The sequence below is a fragment of the Amaricoccus sp. genome, assembly GCF_017993425.1.
Lineage (GTDB): Bacteria > Pseudomonadota > Alphaproteobacteria > Rhodobacterales > Rhodobacteraceae > Amaricoccus.
Map to the genome: position 1 here is coordinate 48,111 of NZ_JAGOMQ010000024.1, position 19,470 is coordinate 67,580.

Consider the following 19,470-nt stretch of genomic DNA (forward strand, 5'->3'; position numbering starts at 1 on the left):
CGGCTCCTGGGGCGGATCCTCGGTCGCAACCGCCGAGGCCATGTCATTGAAAGGTATCGGCGCGGCGGAAAGGGTCTACCCGAGCTCCCCCGGCGCGGCGGCGCGCACCGTCACCGGAAACCCCGGCCGCACCGAGTTCGTGACCGTGCAGTCGCGCGCGGCCGCCTCGACCAGCGCGGCCGGGTCGCCGCCGTCGGCGAGCGCGCAGGCCACCACGATCTCGGCCGAGCGCGCCAGGAGCGGCGTCCCGTCGATGTCGAGATTCACCCGGATCGCGACGTTCCCGAGCCCGACGCCCCGGAGATGGGCGACGTAGCGCAGGTCGTTGGCGAGGCAGCCGCCGAGGGCGAGCGCCAGCAGCTCGCCCCCGTTGAAGCCGAGCCCCTGGCCGCCGGCCTTGCCCTCCGGCCGGTCGACGACGAGCGTGTGGCCGCGGGCGCGGCCGATGGCGGCCTCGGTCCCGGGGATGGTGGAGAGCTCGACGACGGGCATCAGACCAGCACCGCGCCGGCGTCGCCGATGGCGCCCTCGGTGGCGTCCTCGCCGAGCAGCATCTCGTTGTGCGCCTTGCCGGAGGGGATCATCGGGAAGCAGTTCTCGTGCTTCTCGACGAGGCAGTCGAAGATCACCGGGCCGGGATGCTCGATCATCTCCAGGATCGCGTCGTCGAGGTCGGCGGGGTCCTTGCAGAGGATGCCCTTCGCCCCGAACGCCTCGGCGAGCTTCACGAAGTCGGGCAGGGCCTCGGACCACGACGACGAGTAGCGCTCGCCGTGCAGCAGCTCCTGCCACTGGCGGACCATGCCGAGGCGCTCGTTGTTGAGGATGAACTGCTTGACCGGCAGGCGGAACTGCACCGCCGTGCCCATCTCCTGCATGTTCATCAGCCACGAGGCCTCGCCGGCGACGTTGATGACGAGCGCGTCCGGGTGGGCGATCTGCGCGCCGATCGAGGCGGGGAAGCCGTAGCCCATCGTCCCGAGGCCGCCGGAGGTCATCCAGCGGTTCGGATCGTCGAAGGTCAGGTATTGCGCCGCCCACATCTGGTGCTGGCCGACCTCGGTGGTCACGTAGCGGTCGCGGCCGCGGGTCAGCGCCTCGAGCCGCTCCAGCGCGTATTGCGGCTTGATGACCTTGTCGGAGTTCCGGTAGGCGAGGCAGCGCCTGCCCTTCCAGAGCTCGATCTGCTTCCACCACTTGGCGACCGCCTCGGACCGCGTCCGCGCGCCGCGCGCCTGCCAGAGCGCGAGGATGTCGGCCATGACCGAGCCGACGTCGCCGACGATCGGCACGTCGACATGGACGTTCTTGTTGATCGAGGACGGGTCGATGTCGGCGTGGATCTTGAAGGAATGCGGCGAGAAGGCATCGAGCCGGCCGGTGATGCGGTCGTCGAAGCGGGCGCCGAGGCAGACCATGACGTCGCAGTCGTGCATCGCCCAGTTGGCCTCGAAGGTGCCGTGCATCCCGAGCATCCCGACCCAGGCCTTGCCGGAGCCCGGATAGGCGCCGAGGCCCATCAGCGTCGAGGTGATCGGGAAGCCGGTCGCCTCGACGAGCGCGCGCAGGGTGCGGCACGCCTCGGGACCGGCGTTGATCACGCCGCCGCCGGTATAGAGGATCGGCCGCTCGGCGCGCTCGATCGCCTCGACCGCGGCGAGGATCGCCTCCGGGTCCGCCTTGGTGCGCGGCGCGTAGCGCGGGCGCGCGGCCTCCGGCGAGACATAGGCGGCGGTGGCGAACTGGACGTCCTTGGGGATGTCGACGAGGACCGGGCCGGGCCGGCCGTGCGTGGCGACGTGGAACGCGGTGTGGATGGTCTCGGCCAGCCGCGCCGTGTCCTTCACCAGCCAGTTGTGCTTGGTGCAGGGCCGGGTGATGCCGACGGTGTCCGCCTCCTGGAAGGCGTCGTTGCCGATCATGAAGGTCGGGACCTGCCCGGTCAGCACGACCATCGGGATCGAATCCATCAGCGCGTCGGTCATGCCGGTGACGGCGTTGGTCGCGCCGGGCCCAGAGGTGACGAGGACGACGCCGGGGCGTCCCGTGGAGCGGGCGTAGCCTTCCGCGGCGTGGGTGGCCGCCTGCTCGTGCCGGACGAGGATGTGGCGGATGTCGTTCTGCTGGAAGATCTCGTCATAGATCGGCAGCACCGCGCCGCCCGGATAGCCGAAGACGGTGTCCACGCCCTGGTCCTTCAGGGCCTGGATGACGATCTGGGCGCCAGTCATCTGTCGGTGCATCGGTCTTCTCTCTCCGGTCTTCGGTCGTCTCGGGCGTGGTCGGGGCTTGAGGCGAGGGATAAAAAAAGCCCCCGGCGAAGGGGGCGCGGCGCGACTGCCGGCGGGACCTCAGGGCCTCCGCCGCTCGCGCCTCGCCTCGATTACCAGCGCCCGAGTCATCGGCTTTCCTTACGGAGCCGCGTGCGGCGCGTCAACCCGGGATTCTGAAGAAAGTTGCGGGAGCCCGTGCTCCGCTGCAACATTCTTTCCGGCGACGGGTCGACGCAAAGCCGGCTGACGCCGGGCCGCGCGTCGGATATGGGGGAGGGGTCGCCCCTGCGGAGCCGAGATGCCCTACGCCGACGTCGCCGTCATCCTGGTCCTGATCCTGCTCAACGGCTTCTTCGCCATGAGCGAGCTCGCGATCGTCTCGTCCCGCCGGCCGCGGTTGCAGCAGATGGAGAAGCGCGGCTCGCGCGGCGCGACCTACGCGCTGGCGCTCGGCGAGGATCCGACGAGCTTCCTCTCCACCGTGCAGGTCGGCATCACCCTGATCGGCATCTTCGCCGGCGCCTATTCCGGCGAGGCCCTCGGCGAGCCGCTGGCCGCGGTCCTGCGCGAGATCCCGGCCTTCGCCGGGGTGGCGCGGACCATGGCGCTGGTGATCGTCGTCGTCGGCACCACCTACGCCTCGCTCATCATCGGCGAGCTGGTCCCGAAGCGGCTGGCGCTGCAGAACCCCGAGGCGGTGGCGGTGCGGGTGGCGCTGCCGATGACGATGCTCGCCAGGGCCGGCACGCCGATCGTCTGGTTCCTGCGCGTCTCCACCGACACCGTGCTCCGCCTCCTCGGCGTGTCGCGCCCGCCCTCGTCGGACGTCAGCGAGGAGGAGGTGAAGGCGATGATCGCCGAGGGCGCCGAGACCGGCGTCTTCCACCAGGCCGAGCGGCGGATGCTGGAGCGGGTGCTGCGCTTCGCCGACCAGCCGGCCCGGGCGATCATGGCGCCCCGGCACGACCTCGTCTTCCTCGACGCCGACGCGCCGATCGAGGACGCGGTGGAGAGGATCAGCGTCGCCAAGCATTCGCGCTATCCGCTCTGCGAGGGCGGCAACATCGACGAGGTGATCGGCGTCGTCCACGTCAAGGACGTGCTGGCGCTGGCCCAGGCCGGCGGGGGCGACCTGCGCGGCGTGCGCGAGGACCCGCTCTTCGTCTCGCCGAACCTGCCGGCGCTGGAGCTCGTCGAGCGCTTCCGCGAGAGCCGCGTCCACATGGCGCTGGTGGTGGACGAGTACGGCGACCTAGAGGGCGTGGTGACGCCGCTCGACGTGCTCCACGCCATCGCCGGCCGGCTGCCCGAGGCGGGCCACGACGCCGGCCCGGGCGCGTTCCAGCGCGAGGACGGCTCCTGGCTGATGGACGGCGACATGAACCTCGGCGAGGCGGCGGCGATCCTCGGGCTCGACGAGCTGGAGGCCGAGGGCTACGCGACGCTCGCCGGCCTCGCCCTCGACCGGCTGGGCGAGCTGCCCGAGCCCGGCGCCGTCTTCGACGCCGAGGGCTGGCGCTTCGAGGTGGTGGACCTCGACGGCCGCCGCATCGACAAGCTGATCGCGACGAAACTGCCGGCGCGCGAGGCGTGATGCCCAGGCGCCCCCGCGCGGCACGATGCTCCTGCGCCCCCGCGCGGCGATTGTTGCCGGCCGCGCGCGGATGCTAAGGAATCGCCGCAGCCCGTCGGCGGCTGGTCGCAGGATGCGCCCATGAAGATCATCATCTGCGGCGCGGGTCAGGTCGGCGGGCAGATCGCGCGGCATCTCGCCCGCGAGGAGGGCGCGAACCGCGTCACCATCATCGACACCGACCCGGCCGTGGTGCGCCGCATCACCGAGGCCTTCGACGTCGGCGGCGTCGCCGGCTTCGCCTCGCACCCGGAGGTGCTCGAGCAGGCGGGGGCGCGCGACGCCGACATGGTGATCGCCGCGACCCAGTCCGACGAGGTCAACATGGTGATCTGCGAGATCGCCCACTCGATCTTCGAGGTGCCGCGCAAGATCGCCCGCCTGCGCAGCCAGGCCTACCTGACCGCGATCTACTCCGACCTCTACCGCACCGACGCGCTGCCGATCGACGTGGTGATCTCGCCCGAATACGCCGTCGCCGACGCGGTGGTGCAGCGGCTGACCGCGCCCGCCGCCTTCGACATCGGCGGCTTCCTCGACGGCGGCGCGCAGCTGATCGGCGTGTCGCTCGACCAGGCCTGCGCGGTGCTCAACACGCCGCTCCGCCAGCTCTCCGAGCTCTTCTCGACCCTGCGCGTCGTCGTGGTCGGCGTCCGCCGCGGCGAGCGGCTGTTCGTGCCGGACCCGAACGACCAGCTCTTCGGCGGCGACCAGATCTACGTCATCGCCGCGACCCCCGACGTCGCCCGCGTGATGGAGGTGTTCGGCAAGGCCCATATCGAGGTCGCCCGCGCCATCGTGCTGGGCGGCGGCAACATCGGCCTCAACGTCGCGCAGAAGCTCGAGGCCGACCCGCGCCGCATCCGCCTCAAGGTCATCGAGCGCAACCGCGCCCGCGCCGAGGCGGTCGCCGACGCGCTCCGCCGCACCGTGGTCCTGAACGGCGACGGCCTCGACATCGACCTCCTCGCCGAGGCGCAGGTCGAGCACGTCGACGCGCTGCTCGCGCTCACCGACGACGACAAGACCAACATCCTCGCCTGCGTCCGCGCCAAGACCGAGGGCGCGAAGATGGTCGTCGCGCTCGTCAACGACCCCTCGCTCATCAGCCTGATCGCGCCCATGGGCATCGACGCCTACGTCAACCCGCGCGCCACCACCGTCTCGTCGATCCTGCGCTACGTCCGCCACGGCCGGGTGCGCTCGGTCTACTCGATCGGCGACGCCGAGGCCGAGGTGATCGAGGCGCAGGTGCTCTCCACCTCCGCCATCGCCGGCAAGCTGGTGCGCGAGGCCGACATCCCCGACCACGCCCGCATCGGGCTGATCCGCAAGGGCGACAAGGTCATCGCGCCCCGCGGCGACACCCGCCTCGGCGACGGCGACGTGCTGACGATCTTCGCCATGCGCGACGCGATCATCGAGGTGGAGCGCCTGTTCCAGGTGGGCCTGGACTTCTTCTAGGCCATGCGGATGCTGCGCCAGTTCCCGGCGATCGTCATCCTGGCGCTGATCGCCGCGGCGATGATGGCGGTGCCGGCGCTCCACGCCGCCCGCGGCGGCCACTGGCTGGTGGCCCGCGTCTTCTTCTACAACGGCCTCTTCCTCGCGCTGATCGCCGTGCTGGTCGGGCTCGCCACCGCGAACCGGCAGCCGCGCAACGCCGCGCGCTACCACCTCGCCACGCTGCTCGTGGCCTACGTCGTGCTGCCGCTGGCGCTTGGCGCGCCGCTCGCCCACCTGATCCCCGGGCTCGGCTACGGGCGGGCCTATTTCGAGATGCTGTCGGCGCTCACCACCACCGGCTCGACGCTGGTCAACGCGCCGCGGCTCCTGCCGGAATCGGTGCATCTCTGGCGGGCGCTGGTCGGCTGGGCGGGCGGCCTCCTCGTCCTCGTCTCCGCCGCCGCCATCCTCGCGCCGCTGAACCTCGGCGGCTTCGAGGTGCGCGACTTCGACGACACCCGCGTCGTCGGCCGCCGCGCCGGCGACGTCGGCGAGGCGACGGCGCGCATCCTGCGCAACGCCGGCCGCATCGCCCCGGTCTACGCCGTCTTCACGGGGACGCTGGCGCTCCTGCTGATCGTCGCCGGCGACCGGCCCTTCGTCGCGGTCTGCCACGCCATGGCGACCCTCTCGACGAGCGGCATCTCCCCGGTCGGCGGCCTCTCCGGCGCCTCGTCGGGCGGGCTCGGCGAGGCGGCGATCGCCGTCTTCCTCCTCGCCGCGGTCTCGCACCGCTTCCTGAGCTTCCGCCCCCGCCTCGGCCGGCATCTCGGGCTCGATGACCCGGAGGTGCGGCTGATGCTGATCTCCGTCCTCGGGGTGACCTTGCTCCTCTTCCTGCGCAGCTTCATCGGCGCGAGCGAGATCGACCGCCAGGACAACCTCGCCGCCGCGGCCCGCGCGGTCTGGGGCGGCCTCTTCACCGTGCTCTCCTACTTGACCACCACCGGCTTCGAGAGCGTCGACTGGCGCACCATGCAGCTCTGGTCCGACCTGCCGACCCCGGGCGCCATCCTCCTCGGCGTCGCGGTGATGGGCGGCGGCGTCGCCACCACGGCCGGCGGCGTGAAGCTCCTGCGGCTCTACGCGCTCTACCGCCACGGCCAGCGCGAGATGGAGCTCCTCATCCACCCGAGCAGCGTCTGGCCGCACGGCCGCGGCCCGAACGCCATCACCGACCGCGGCGCGCGGGTGGCCTTCGTCTTCCTGATGCTCTTCCTCGTCTCGATCGCCATCGTGATGACGGCGCTCACCGCCATCGGCCTCGCCTTCGAGCAGGGGCTCGCGCTCGCCATCGCCGCGCTCACCACCACCGGCCCGGCGATCGACGCGCTGAGCGAGGGGATCCGCTACGGCGACCTGCCCAGCGCCGCGCTCGCGGTGCTCTGCGTCGGCATGATCGTCGGGCGGATGGAGGTGCTGGTGCTCATCGCGCTGTTCAACCCGGCGCTGTGGCGACAGGGGTGAATGCTGCATATGCGAATGAAATTCGCGAATGCGGCAAGATCGCACCAGTGTGCAAAAAATCCATGGGGCGGGTCTGGAAATGGCCGCCGCACCCGCCCATACTCGGGCCACAATAACAACACGAGCGCGGCCTGCCGGCGCTCCCATACAACTTAAGGCTGAGAACGATGGCTGCCGAAAAACAGAACCTCCAGGACGCGTTCCTGAACAACGTCCGCAAGTCCAAGGTCCCGGTCACGATCTTCCTGATGAACGGCGTCAAGCTCCAGGGCGTGATCACCTGGTTCGACAATTTCTGCGTCCTGCTGCGCCGCGACGGGCAGTCCCAGCTCGTCTACAAGCACGCGATCTCGACGGTGATGCCGTCGCAGCCCATCACCCTCTACGAGGCCGAATCTGACTGACGCACCCGACCGGATGCGGACGCTGGTCCTGCATCCGGTGCTTTCCGGCCGCGACCGCGGCCCCCGTGAGCCGCAGGACGCGCTGGCCGAGGCCGAGAGCCTCGCCCGCGCGCTCGATCTCGACGTGGTCGACGCGCTCCTCGCGCCCGTGGCGCGACGCCGCGCCGGCACGCTCTTCGGCTCCGGCAAGGTTGAGGAGATCAAGGCGCGCATCGCCGAAGGAGAGATCGGCCTCGTCATCGTCGACGGCCCGCTCTCGCCGATCCAGCAGCGCAACCTCGAAAAGGAATGGAAGGCCAAGGTGCTCGACCGCACCGGCCTCATCCTCGAGATCTTCGGCGACCGCGCCCAGACCCGCGAGGGCGTGCTCCAGGTCGAGCTCGCGCATCTGAGCTACCAGAAATCCCGCCTCGTCCGCTCCTGGACCCATCTCGAGCGCCAGCGCGGCGGCTTCGGCTTCCTCGGCGGCCCCGGCGAGACCCAGATCGAGGCCGACCGCCGGGCGCTCGACGAGCGCATCGAGCGCATCCGCGAGGCTTTGGCGAAAACCGTGCGCACCCGCGGCCAGCAACGCGCCGCGCGTCGCCGCTCCGACCTCCCCGTGGTGGCGCTGGTCGGCTACACCAACGCCGGCAAGTCGACGCTCTTCAACCGCCTGACCGGGGGCGGGGTGCTGGCGAAGGACATGCTCTTCGCCACGCTCGATCCCACCATGCGCGGCTTCGAGGTCGCGCCGGGCAAGCGGGCGATCCTCTCCGACACCGTCGGCTTCATCTCCGACCTGCCGCACCAGCTCGTCGCCGCCTTCCGGGCGACGCTGGAGGAGGTGGTGGACGCCGACCTCATCCTGCACGTCCGCGACCTCTCGCATCCGGAGACCGAGATCCAGGCCGAGAACGTGCGCGGGATCCTGCGCGAGATCGGGGTCGGCGAGGCGGCCGAGGCCCGCATGGTCGAGGTCTGGAACAAGATCGACGCGCTTCCGGCCGACGAGGCGGAGACGCTCCTCGCCGTCGCCGCCCGCACGCCGCGCGCCCGGGCGATCTCGGCGCTGACCGGCGAGGGCGTGCCCGGCCTGCTGGAGCTCGTCGCCGCCGAGCTCTCCGACCCCGTCCACGACGAGACGCTGGAGCTCGGCTTCGACCAGGGCCGCAAGCGCGCCTGGCTCTTCGACCACAAGCTCGTCCGCGGCGAGGTCCAGACCGACGCCGGCTACCGCCTCGCCGTCCGCTGGTCGGACCGCGACCGCAGCCGCTACGAGACGCTCTGACGCCGAACCCACATGGACGCCGCCTCCGTCGTGTAGCCAGGCGTCGGCTTGGGCGCCGAGCCGGATGCGGGTGTGGCCGCTTCCCCTCCGGTCCGGCCGACCCACGCGCGACAAGGGGCGCGGGGCTCAGCCGATCTTGCCGGTGATGTAGTCCTCGGTCTGCTTGTGCCGCGGGTTGGAGAAGATGTCCTCCGTCCGGCCTTCCTCGATCAGCTTGCCGAGGTGGAAGAAGGCGGTCTTCTGGCTGACGCGGGCGGCCTGCTGCATCGAGTGGGTGACGATCACGATCGTGTACTTGGTGCGCAGCTCGTCGATCAGCTCCTCGATGATCGCGGTGGCGATCGGGTCGAGGGCGGAGCAGGGCTCGTCCATCAGCACCACCTCGGGCCGCGTGGCGATGGCCCGCGCGATGCAGAGGCGCTGCTGCTGGCCGCCGGAGAGGCCGGTGCCGGGCTCGTGCAGGCGGTCCTTGACCTCGTTCCACAGGCCGGCGCGCTTCAGCGACGAGGTCACCGTCTCCTCGAGCTCGGCCTTCGTGCGGAACAGGCCGTGGATGCGCGGCCCGTAGGCGACGTTCTCGAAGATCGACTTCGGGAAGGGGTTCGGCTTCTGGAACACCATGCCGACGCGGGCGCGCAGCTCGACCACGTCGACGCGCGGGTCGTTGATGGACGTCTCGTCGAGCAGGATCTCGCCCTGCACCCGCGCGATCGGGATCGTGTCGTTCATCCGGTTGATGCAGCGCAGGAAGGTAGACTTGCCGCAGCCGGAGGGGCCGATGAAGGCGGTCACCTGGCGCGGCGGAATGTCGACCGAGACGTCGAACAGCGCCTGCTTGTCGCCATAGAACACCGAGACGTCGCGGGCCCGCACCTTGGGCTGCGCCTCCTGCGCTCCGACCGTCTCCGTTCGCACCGCGTCCATGGGGCGATACTTCACCTTGTCGTCCACGAGAGTCATCCGTCTTTCTTTCTGTCGGGGCCGTCCGCGCTCACCATTTGCGCTCGAGCTTCTGGCGCAGCACGATGGCGACGGCGTTCATGATCACGAGGAACGCGAGCAGCACGATGATCGCGCCCGAGGCGCGCTCGACGAAGGCCGGGTCGGCGCGCTGGGTGAAGTTGTAGACCTGCACCGGCAGCGCCGTGGCGGGGTCCATGACGCCCCCGGGCAGAGGCCCGGGGAAGTCCTTCACGAAGGCGACCATGCCGATGAGCAGCAGCGGCGCGGTCTCGCCGAGGGCGTGGGCGAGGCCGATGATCGTCCCCGTGAGGATGCCGGGCATGGCGAGCGGCAGGACGTGGTGGAGGATCGCCTGCATCCGGCTCGCGCCGACGCCGAGCGCCGCCTCCTTGATCGACGGCGGCACCGACTTCAGCGCCACGCGGGTGGAGATGATGATCGTCGGCAGCGTCATCAGCGTCAGCACCAGGCCGCCGACGATCGGCGCGGACATCGGCAGGTGCAGGAAGTTGATGAAGATGGCGAGGCCGAGGATGCCGAAGACGATCGAGGGCACCGCGGCGAGGTTGGAGATGTTCACCTCGATCAGGTCGGTCAGCCGGTTCTTCGGCGCGAACTCCTCGAGGTAGATCGAGGCGGCGACGCCGATCGGCAGCGACAGCGCCAGCACGATCAGCATCATGTAGGCCGAGCCGATCAGCGCCACGCCGAGCCCGGCCGCCTCCGGGCGGTTCTCGGAGGCGTCGGGGCTGGTGAGGAACGCCCGGTTGAGGCGGGTGGTCATCACCCCGAGGCGCATCAGCTCGTCGGCGGCGTCGAGCTGGGCCGGGGTGATCTTCGCGTCGCCGGCGGCGCGCTCGCGGGTGAGGTTCCCCTTGGCGAACTGGTCGATGCGGCCGCTGGTCAGGAACTCGAACTCGACGGTTTTCCCCAGCTCGTCGGGGTTGGCGAGGACGTAGGCGCGGAGCTGCGCCGGGGCGCCGTCGGAGATCATGCCGGCGAGGAGCGCCGGGGTGATATCGGGCGCCGGGCCGGCCTGGAGCTCGGCCGCGAGCTCGCCGAGCGACGCCTTGATCAGCGGCGCGTAGGCGAAGGTGAGGACCTTCTTCATCGCCGCCTCGTCGCGGGTCCCGGAGGGATCGAGCACGGCGGGGTCGAGGTAGATCTCGGCCCTGACGAAGGTCTGGGTGAAGGCGGGCAGGCCGCGGCTGAGGACCGAGCCGAGCAGGAACACCAGCGCGAGGAGGCCGACGGCGACCGCGGCGATCCCGCAGGCGCGGAACCGCGCCTCGGCGGCGTAGCGGCGGCGGGTATGCGCGGCGCGCTCGGGCGTCGCAGTGGGGACCGCGTCGGTCGGAAGCGTGGGGGCGGCGGTCATTCGTACTGCTCCCGGTAGCGGCGCACGATGTAGAGGGCGAGGACGTTCATGGCGAGCGTGAGCGTGAAGAGGGTGATGCCGAGGGCGAAGGCGACGAGCGTCTCGGGCGAGTTGAAGTCGGTGTCGCCGGTCAGCTGGCTGACGATCTTCACCGTGACCGTGGTCATCGCCTCGAACGGGTTGAGCGAGAGCCGCGCGGCGGCGCCGGCGCCGAGGACGACGATCATCGTCTCGCCGATGGCGCGCGAGGCGGCGAGCAGGAACGCGCCGACGATGCCGGGGAGCGCCGCGGGGATGATGACGCGGCGGATCGTCTCGGAGCGGGTGGCCCCGAGGCCGAGCGAGCCCTCGGTCATGCTGCGCGGGACGGCGTTGATGATGTCGTCGGAGAGCGAGGAGACGTAGGGGATCAGCATGATCCCCATGACGAGGCCCGCGGTGGCGACCGAGGCGGCGGAGCTGCCGAGGCCGGTCGGCTGGGCGATCCAGTCGCGCAGGATCGGGCCGACGGTGACGAGGGCGAAGAGGCCGTAGACGATCGAGGGGATGCCGGCGAGGATCTCGATGGCCGGCTTGATCGCCCTGCGCGTCGTGGTCGTGGCGTATTGCGTCAGGTAGATCGCGATGAAGAGCCCGACGGGGACGGCGACGGCGAGCGCGATGAAGCTGACGTAGAGCGTGCCCCAGAGGAGCGGCAGCATCCCGAGCTGGCTCGTGCCCTGGAAGGCGGGCGACCACACCGTGCCAAAGAAGAAGTCGCGCCAGGAGTACTGGCCGAAGAAGCGCGCGGTCTCGAAGACGAGCGAGAGCGCGATGGCGACGGTGGTGAAGATCGCGATCGAGGCGGCGCACATCAGCAGGCCGAGGATCATCGCCTCGACGAGGTTGCGCGCCCGGAAGCGGGGGGCGATCCGCGCGAAGACCGCGACGAAGGCGGCGACGGCGAGCAGGATCGAGGCGACGCCGAGGACCTGCGGCTGGCCGAGCGACGGCAGGGCGATGGCGAGGAAGTTGAGAAGGACGAAGACGCCCAGGCCGGCGAGGAACGCCGCCATGGCCACGGCGAGGCCGTGGTGGCCGGCGCGGGAGTGGAGCGGCGCGCCGGCGGCGAGGACCGCGGCGGCCCGCCAGCGGCCGGCGAGGTAGCCCGCGACGGCGAGCGCCGCGAGGACGAGGAGGATCTGGCCGCCGGTCATGGGCATTCACCGTGCTCGGGAGTGGCCCGGCGCCCCCCGGGGAGGCGCCGGGGGAGCGGTCACATGGCCGCGTCGAGGGTCTCTTCGCTGGCGACGCGCGCCTGGGTGGCGGCGAGATCCGGGTCGGAGACGAGGCCGTAGGCGGTGAGCGGGCCGTCGGGGCCGGCGACCGCGTCGGAGACGAAGAACTCGGCGAACTCCTTCAGGCCGGCGATCTCGGGGATGTGCGCCTTCTTGAGGTAGAAGAACAGCGGGCGCGAGACCGGGTACTCGCCGGAGGCGATCGTCGCCGTCGAGGGCGTGACGCCGTTGATCGTCGCGACCTTCAGCACGTTGGTGTTGTTCTCGTAGAAGGCGAGGCCGAAGACGCCGATGCCGTTCGGGTCGCCCTGGATGCGGGCGAGCGTCTCGGTGTAGTCGCCGTCGATGTCGACCGCGGCGCCGTCTGTGCGCAGCTTGACGCAGGCGTCGTGGGCGGCCTTCTCGTCGCCGCCCTTGAGCGCGGCGATCGCCTCGAGCGCGCCGGAATCCTCGCAGCCCTGGGCGATGACCTTCTCCTCGAAGACCTCGCGCGTGCCGTGCTTGGTGCCGGGCACGAAGGCGAGGATCGGGGCGGCCGGCAGGCTCGCGTCGACCTGGTCCCAGGTCTTGTGCGGATTCGCGACCAGCTTGCCGTCGACGACGACCTCGGCGGCGAGCGCCTCGTGCCACTGGGCGGGGGTGAAGGCGGAGAAGGCCGGGCCGTCGGTGCGCGAGGCGAAGACGATGCCGTCGTAGCCGATGCGGACCTCGACGATGTCGGCGACGCCGTTCGCCACGCAGGTCGCGACCTCGCTCTCGCGGATCGGGCGCGAGGAGTTGGCGATGTCGATGGTGTCGAGGCCGACGCCGGCGCAGAACTGCTGCAAGCCGGCCGAGGAGCCGCCGGAGGCGACGACCGGGGTCGGCAGGTCGAAGTTCTCGCCGAAGGCCTCGGCGACGATCGCGGCGTAGGGCAGGACGGTGGACGAGCCGGCGATCTGGATCTGGTCGCGCGACTGGGCGAGCGCGGGGCCGGCGAGCGCCGCCACGGCGGCGGCGGCGACGCCAGCGGTGAGAGCCGTTTTCATCTGGGTTCCCCTTCGGATGGTCGAGTGCGTGACGACGGGACGCGAGCCCGCGCCCCTGACGCCCTCAAGCTACGGCCTGGCGTTGACGGTAGTATTTCAGAAGCGCGACCGTTTTATGACGCGGAAATCGCTTTTTCCTCAGACGCTTGCGGGCGTCTTCGGGTCCGGCCGCGCAGGTGCGCGGCAGCAAGGCGCCGCGACGAGGCCGGACGGGCCCGATCCGCGGCGGATGGCGCCCGCCCGCAGGGATCACGCGCCGCAGCCGGGCCGCCTCAACGCCGTCCGGTAACGATGCGTTAACCCGCTCTCACGTGAAATCAAGCACTTAGCGAATATTCACGCGTGAACACGGTCGCAGTCCTCGCGGCGGGTCAGGCGCTGGCGCGCGACGGGGGGCGCGCCGACGGCTCGGCGAGGGGGCGGGCGATCTGGGCGGTGATCATCGCCTCCAGCCGCTCGAGGTCGATCGGCTTGGTGACGAAGTCGTCCATGCCGACGAGGCGGGCCTTCTCGCGGTTCTCCAGCATCGCGTCGGCCGAGAGCGCGATGATCGGGGTGGCGGGCCGCCCCTGCGCCTGCTCGCGGCGGCGCAGCTCGCGGGTCGCCTCGAAGCCGTCGAGGACCGGCATCTCGACGTCCATCAGGATGACGTCGTAGCGCCGGCGCTCCCAGGCGATCAGCGCCTCCGCCCCGTGGTTCGCCACGTCGAAGCTGTAGCCGAGCTTGCCGAGGAAGAGCGACAGCACGAACTGGTTGGTGGCGTTGTCCTCGACGACGAGGACATGCGGCGCGCCGCGGCCGCGGTCGCGGCCGCCGTCGCTGGCGGGACGCTCCGCACAGGGCGGCCGGGCGGCGGCGAAGGGCAGGTCGACGGTGAACACCGACCCGCGGCCGAGCCGGCTCTCGACGCGGATGTCGCCCGCCATCTGCGTGCAGAGGAGCTTCGCGATGGCGAGCCCGAGGCCGGTCCCGCCGAAGCGCCGGGTCGTCGAGCTGTCGGCCTGCACGAAGGGGCGGAACAGCCGGCTGATGCCCTCGGCCGACATGCCGATCCCGCTGTCGCGCACCACCATGCGCAGCGCGCGGCGGTCGCCCTCGGCCGCGAGGCGGAGCGACACGGAGACGCCGCCCGCGTCGGTGAACTTCAGCGCGTTCGAGACGAGGTTGACGAGGATCTGGCGCACCCGAACCGCGTCGCCGAGGCACCAGGGCACGGGCGCGTCGAGGGTCACGTCGAGGGCGAGGCCCTTGCTGGCCGCGACGGGTCCGAAGAGGCCGCGCACCGCGGCGGCGAGCTCGGTGACGTCGAAGGGCGCCTCCTCGAGGTCGATCTGGCCCGACTCGATCTTCGAGAGGTCGAGGACGTCGTTGAGGATGTCCATCAGCAGCTTGCCGGACGCGATCATCACGTCGAGCATCTCGCGCTGCGCCTGGGTGAGGTCGGTGCCGGCGAGAATCGCGGCGAGGCCGAGGACGCCGTTCATCGGCGTGCGGATCTCGTGGCTCATCGTGGCGAGGAAGGCGCTCTTGGCGCTGTTGGCGCGCTCCGCGGCCTTCTTCTGCTCCTCGAGGCCCTCGGCCAGCGCGCGGGCCTCGGCGAGGAGGCCGGAGCGCATCTCCGCCGCGAGCAGCATGTCGAGCGTGCCGTCGGTCGGCGAGAAGTCGGAGAACTGGAGGTCGGGCGCGGCCTCCTTGCTCTCGAGGTCCGGGATATGGCCGAGCATCAGCCACAGCCCGTCGGCGCGGGGCAGGGCGACGCCCCGCATCCGGAGCGGCCGGTCGGCGTTCAGCCGCACGATCATCGGCCGCCCGCGGCTGCGCAGCGCCGCGAGGTCGGCGACGTTGGCCGGCCGCTCGATGCGGAAGCGCTCGAAGAAGGCGGCGCCCACGAGGTCGGCGCCGGCATGGGCGCGGATCGACGGGCCGGCCGCGACGATGCGGCCCGCGCGGTCGAGGCGCAGGTAGGCGGGAAAGAGCGAGGAGAGCTCGTGCTCGACGAGCGTCAGCCCCATGGCGCGGCCCGCAGCCGCGTCGAGACGGTCAGGCATCGACGGGCTGGCGGGCGAGCACGAAGAGGGCGCCGCCCGGACGCTCCTCGTAGTCGATCCGCACCCGCTCGCCGAACCGCTCCGCCACCGCGCCGAGGATGCCCTGGACGAACGGCGCGAGCCCCTCGCGCTCGGAACGGTAGAGGACGTGGATGGCGTCGTCGCGGCTCTCGACCACCTCGAAGCCGGGGAGTGAGGCCCGCGGCATGTTCGACTTGATCGAGGCGTGCATGCGGTCGAGATTCGAGATGAACGTCTCGAGATCGCCGCCCGCCATGCCGAGCACCCGCCCGTAGGCCGAGGCGCCGGCGAAGTCGATCCAGGTGCGGCCGAAGAGGTAGAAGGTCTCCGCCATCGAGCAGCCGAGCCGGTCGGCGATCAGGCGCACGAGGCGCATCGTGTCGGCGTCGGAATAGTATTCGAAGCCGATGAAGTGCCGGCCGTTCAGCCCGCCGGCCTCGACCAGCCGGCTCCATTCCTCCTCGCCGAGCCGGCCGATGGCGAGATCCCGCGCCGCCTGGTGGATCATGCCGTACAAGAGCCAACCTCCGCTGGGGCCGCAGAACCGCGCGACCGACGCCCCGCAAGCTGGCGCCGAGGTTTTGGCGATCCCTTAATACATCACGGGATAATATTTCAACCGTTAAGCAGTCGTAAAGACAGCCTCCAAAAGCTGGCGTACATGGCGAGGACACGTTGATGAAGAATTCAAGCACGCTCCAGAAGCGATACTTGGATGAAGCCGGGGAGATTCCCGGCGGTCGCGACGTGTCCGGCGCCGGGCCCGTGGAGGAGTTGAGCCGGGTCGAGCGGGTCATCGTCAAGGACAGCTGGAACAAGTTCCTTGCCTTCGACGAGATGCTGACGGAGATGTTCTTCGAGCGGCTGATCCTCGACGCGCCGGAACTGGTCGAGCAGTTCGGGGCGGCGATCGACCACGCGCCGACGGAGTTCCTGGCGCTGTTCGACCGGGCGGTGCGCGGGCTCGACCGCGCGACCGAGTTCACGCTGCGGGAGGCCTATCGCTCGGCGCCGGGGGCCGCGGAGGCGCGCAGCGCCGACGTGGCGGAGGCGGGGTCGTTCTTCGCCACCTACGGGATGACCGCGGAGCACTGGCGGCTGGCGGGGCGCACCTTCGTCTGGGCCATGGGCAAGGCGCCCTATCTCGAGGAGTTCGAGCGCGACAACCTCGCGCGCGGCGAGGATTCGGCGATCGCGCGCTTCTTCGAGGCGGAGATCGCCGCGCCGATGATCGCGCGGGCGGAGGCCGAGGAGCGGGCGCTCGCGCCGGACGTGGCGGCGGAGATGCAGGCGGGCGCGGAGGCGATGCTCGCGCATCCGCAGGACGCGGGAATCTTCTTCTACCAGACGCTGTTCCGCACGCATCCTGAGGTGTTGCGGCACTTCCGCACCGCCGACATGGACGCCCTGGCGCGCCATCTGATCGATACGGTGGTGTTCCTCGGCCGGGCGACGACGCGGCTCCGGAGCCTGCGGCAGGAGCTGCGCAACCTCGCGCAGATCCACCAGTCGAACGCCGTCCCGCCGGGGGATTATCCGAAGCTTGCGGGGCCGCTCCTCGATACGCTCGGCGCCTTCGGCCTGCCGCTGACCGAGCGGACGCGGCTCGGCTGGGAGACGCTGTTCGGGCGGGTGATCCGGATCATCTCCGAGCCGATGGCGCAGCAGGAGCGGCTGACCAAGGCGGCGCGCGAGTTCATCGACCAGGTGGCGGGCGAGCTCGGCTGGAGCCAGGCGCGGCTCGACAAGCGCTGGTCGGAGGTCGCCCACGAGATCCGGGCGACCGGCTCCTACACCCACACCTTCGAGGAGCTGGAGCACGGGGCGCGGCTCGCCTGGCGCAACGCGCCGAAATGCATCGGACGGATCAGCTGGAAGAACCTGATCGTCCGCGACAAGCGCCACGTGGTCGACCCGGACGAGATGTTCGCCGAGTGCGTCGAGCACCTGCGGGCGGCGACGAACGGCGGCAACGTCGAGATCGTGCTGACGCTGTTCCGCCCCACGCGCCCCGGCGAGCGCTGGGGGCCGCGGATCTGGAACAGCCAGCTGATCCGCTACGCCGGGCACACGCTCGCCGACGGCTCGGTGGTCGGCGACCGGGCGAACCTCGAGCTGACGGCGGCGATCCGCAAGCTCGGCTGGGAGCCGCCCGCCGAGCCGAGCGACTTCGACATCCTGCCGCTGGTCATCGACATGCCGGGCCACGAGCCGCGGATCTATCATCTCGATCCGGCCGAGGTGATGGAGGTGCCGATCTCGCATCCCACGGCGCCGGCGATCGCCGGGCTGGGGCTGAAGTGGTGCGCGGTGCCGGCGATCGCCAACTTCCGGCTCGACGTGGGCGGGATCAACTACGGCTGCCTGCCGTTCAACGGCTGGTTCATGGGGACCGAGATCGCCCGCAACCTGTGGGAGGAGAAGCGCTACGACCGCGCGGCGGACATCGCCGCGGCGCTCGGGCTCGACACCTCGTCCGAGGCGACGCTGTGGCGCGACCGGGCGTTCCTGGAGCTCAACGTCGCGATCGTCCACAGCTTCCAGCAGGCACGGGTGACGCTCGTCGACCACCAGACCGCCTCGCGGCAGTTCATGATCCACGACCTGCGCGAGAAGAAGGCCGGGCGGGAATGCCCGGCGCAATGGTCGTGGATCGCCCCGGCGGCGGGCGGCTCGACCACGCCGGTCTGGCACCACGAGATGCGCGACTTCCAGCTGCGGCCCGCCTACGCCTACGCGGCGGACCGCTGGCAGGTGGCCGACCAGGAGATCTGCCCGATGCGGGCCGCCGCGCCGGAGGCGGCGGCCAAGACGCGGCGGCCGCTCATCCTCTACGCCTCCGAGACCGGCACGGCCGAGGGCTACGCCCGCCAGGCGGCTCGGCGGCTCGGCGGGCTCGCGCCGCAGGTCCTGTCGATGGACGAGGTGGACGTCGACCAGATCGCGCGCGAGTCGCTGGTGCTGGTGATCGCCTCGACCTGCCGGGACGGCGACGCGCCGGCGAGCGGGCAGGCGTTCCTCGACTGGCTGCGCAGCCGCAAGCCCGGCGCGCTCCGCGACGTCGGGTTCTCGGTCCTTGGTATCGGCAACCGGATCTATCCGAAGTTCTGCGCCGCGGCGGCCGCCTACGATGCGGCGCTGGAGGCGGCCGGGGGCGCGCGCATCGCCAAGCTCGAGCTCGCCGACGAGATCGCCGGGCAGTCCGACACGGTGAAGCAGTGGCTGGAGATGTTCGCCAAGCTGTGGTCGGCGGACGGGCAGGCGGCGCGGGCGCGGCGGGCCGTCGTCGAGATCATCCCGCCGGCCCGGGCGGCGGCGCTCGATCCGGCGCGGATCGGGCGGGTGGCGTTCAACCACGAGATGCTCGGGCCCGACGCCGGGCCGGGCCGGTCGACCCGGCATATCGGCATCGACCTGCCGGAAGGGGCGGGCGGCTACGAGGCGGGGGACCATCTCGCGATCAGCCCGGTCAACCCGGACGCGCTGGTCGAGGGGGTGTGCCAGCATCTCGGCCTGCCGCGCGAGGCGTGGTTCCGCATCCTCGGCGCCTCGGTGGCGGCGCTCGACCGCTATCGCGGCGGCTACGCCGTGGACCGGCTGCTGACGCAGGATCTCGACCTCGGGATGCCGCAGGCGCCGGAGGAGCTGCTTGCGGCGATGCGGGCGGCGAGCCGCGACCCGGACGACCAGCTCCAGCTCGACCGCTGGATCGCCACGCTGAACCTCGACGAGGCCGATCCGGCGCGCGCCGCCCTGCGCGACTGGCTGCGCGAGACCTATCACTCGCTCCTCGACCTCTTCGAGGCGTTCCCGCAATCCGTGCCGCCCATCGACGTGCTGATCGAGATCCTGCCCCGGCTGAAGCCGCGGCTCTACTCGATCGGGTCGAGCCCGCTCGTCTGCCCGCGTCAGGTGCGGATCATGGCGGGCGTGCTGACGCTGCCGTCTCGAGACGGGCGGCCGCGGCGGGGGCTGTGCTCGCACTACCTGCGCGATCTCGCGCCGGGGGCGGAGCTGCGCGTCGCGGTCAAGGCGGCGCCGCGGCGGCTGCCCGACGGCTTCGCCGGGCCGCTGTTGCTGGTCGGCGCCGGGACCGGGCTCGCGCCGCTCTACGGCATCCTCCAGGACCGCGTCGCCCGTGGGATATCGGCGCGTCCGGAGGCGCCGGCGGCGCTCTACGCCGGGTTCCGCGGCGAGGACGA

General features: G+C 71.2%; 14 protein-coding genes. 6 read left to right on the forward strand and 8 right to left on the reverse strand.

The genetic code is table 11. The features are described from left to right. Positions 1 to 75 precede the first annotated feature (75 nt). On the reverse strand, positions 76 to 492 hold the full coding sequence (locus KBB57_RS12770) for an OsmC family protein (protein WP_290750713.1): 417 nt from the start codon (positions 490 to 492) through the stop codon (positions 76 to 78). Next, positions 492 to 2,243 carry an acetolactate synthase 3 large subunit gene (locus KBB57_RS12775; protein WP_290750716.1) on the reverse strand — a complete coding sequence of 584 codons (1,752 nt, stop codon included), beginning with the start codon at positions 2,241 to 2,243 and terminating at the stop codon, positions 492 to 494. Before KBB57_RS12775 ends, KBB57_RS12770 begins: the two co-directional genes overlap by 1 nt. 328 nt (positions 2,244 to 2,571) lie before the next feature. Here KBB57_RS12775 and KBB57_RS12780 point away from each other — a divergent pair, with 328 nt between their 5' ends. The 5 genes from KBB57_RS12780 to hflX all read left to right on the forward strand — a co-directional run bounded on the left by KBB57_RS12780 (position 2,572) and on the right by hflX (position 8,553). Then, the gene (locus KBB57_RS12780) at positions 2,572 to 3,867 is read left to right on the forward strand and encodes a hemolysin family protein (RefSeq protein WP_290750719.1); all 1,296 of its coding nucleotides are present in this window, start codon (positions 2,572 to 2,574) and stop codon (positions 3,865 to 3,867) included. Positions 3,868 to 3,987: 120 nt separating this feature from the next. Further along, entirely contained in the window at positions 3,988 to 5,370 is a 1,383-nt protein-coding gene (gene trkA, locus KBB57_RS12785) for a Trk system potassium transporter TrkA (RefSeq protein WP_290750722.1), read from the forward strand. Between the two features lie 9 nt (positions 5,371 to 5,379). Next, positions 5,380 to 6,879, forward strand: coding sequence for a TrkH family potassium uptake protein (locus tag KBB57_RS12790; protein ID WP_290750724.1), 1,500 nt, complete (start codon positions 5,380 to 5,382; stop codon positions 6,877 to 6,879). Between the two features lie 167 nt (positions 6,880 to 7,046). Beyond that, on the forward strand, positions 7,047 to 7,283 hold the full coding sequence (gene hfq, locus KBB57_RS12795) for an RNA chaperone Hfq (protein ID WP_290738666.1): 237 nt from the start codon (positions 7,047 to 7,049) through the stop codon (positions 7,281 to 7,283). A 13-nt stretch (positions 7,284 to 7,296) separates the two neighbouring features. After that, entirely contained in the window at positions 7,297 to 8,553 is a 1,257-nt protein-coding gene (gene hflX, locus KBB57_RS12800) for a GTPase HflX (protein ID WP_290750727.1), read from the forward strand. Between the two features lie 126 nt (positions 8,554 to 8,679). On the opposite strand, the gene pstB is transcribed toward hflX, so the two are convergent. From pstB to KBB57_RS12830, 6 genes are all read right to left on the reverse strand, one after another. Continuing rightward, entirely contained in the window at positions 8,680 to 9,477 is a 798-nt protein-coding gene (pstB, locus tag KBB57_RS12805) for a phosphate ABC transporter ATP-binding protein PstB (RefSeq protein WP_290750744.1), read from the reverse strand. 67 nt (positions 9,478 to 9,544) lie between these two features. Then, complete coding sequence (gene pstA / locus KBB57_RS12810; RefSeq protein WP_290750729.1) at positions 9,545 to 10,894, reverse strand: phosphate ABC transporter permease PstA; 1,350 nt, start codon at positions 10,892 to 10,894, stop codon at positions 9,545 to 9,547. Then, positions 10,891 to 12,096, reverse strand: coding sequence for a phosphate ABC transporter permease subunit PstC (gene pstC / locus KBB57_RS12815; protein ID WP_290750732.1), 1,206 nt, complete (start codon positions 12,094 to 12,096; stop codon positions 10,891 to 10,893). Before pstC ends, pstA begins: the two co-directional genes overlap by 4 nt. Before the next feature lie 53 nt (positions 12,097 to 12,149). Then, positions 12,150 to 13,199, reverse strand: coding sequence for a substrate-binding domain-containing protein (locus KBB57_RS12820; RefSeq protein ID WP_290750734.1), 1,050 nt, complete (start codon positions 13,197 to 13,199; stop codon positions 12,150 to 12,152). 371 nt (positions 13,200 to 13,570) lie between these two features. Continuing rightward, entirely contained in the window at positions 13,571 to 15,247 is a 1,677-nt protein-coding gene (locus KBB57_RS12825) for an ATP-binding protein (RefSeq protein WP_290750737.1), read from the reverse strand. Next, positions 15,240 to 15,776: a heme NO-binding domain-containing protein gene (locus KBB57_RS12830; RefSeq protein WP_290750747.1), complete on the reverse strand. Its 537-nt coding sequence runs from the start codon at positions 15,774 to 15,776 to the stop codon at positions 15,240 to 15,242. The genes KBB57_RS12825 and KBB57_RS12830 overlap by 8 nt, the downstream gene beginning before the upstream one ends. 257 nt (positions 15,777 to 16,033) lie before the next feature. Here KBB57_RS12830 and KBB57_RS12835 point away from each other — a divergent pair. Then, the coding region (locus KBB57_RS12835) for a nitric oxide synthase oxygenase (RefSeq protein WP_290750739.1) at positions 16,034 to 19,470 on the forward strand (3,437 nt) is incomplete at its 3' end.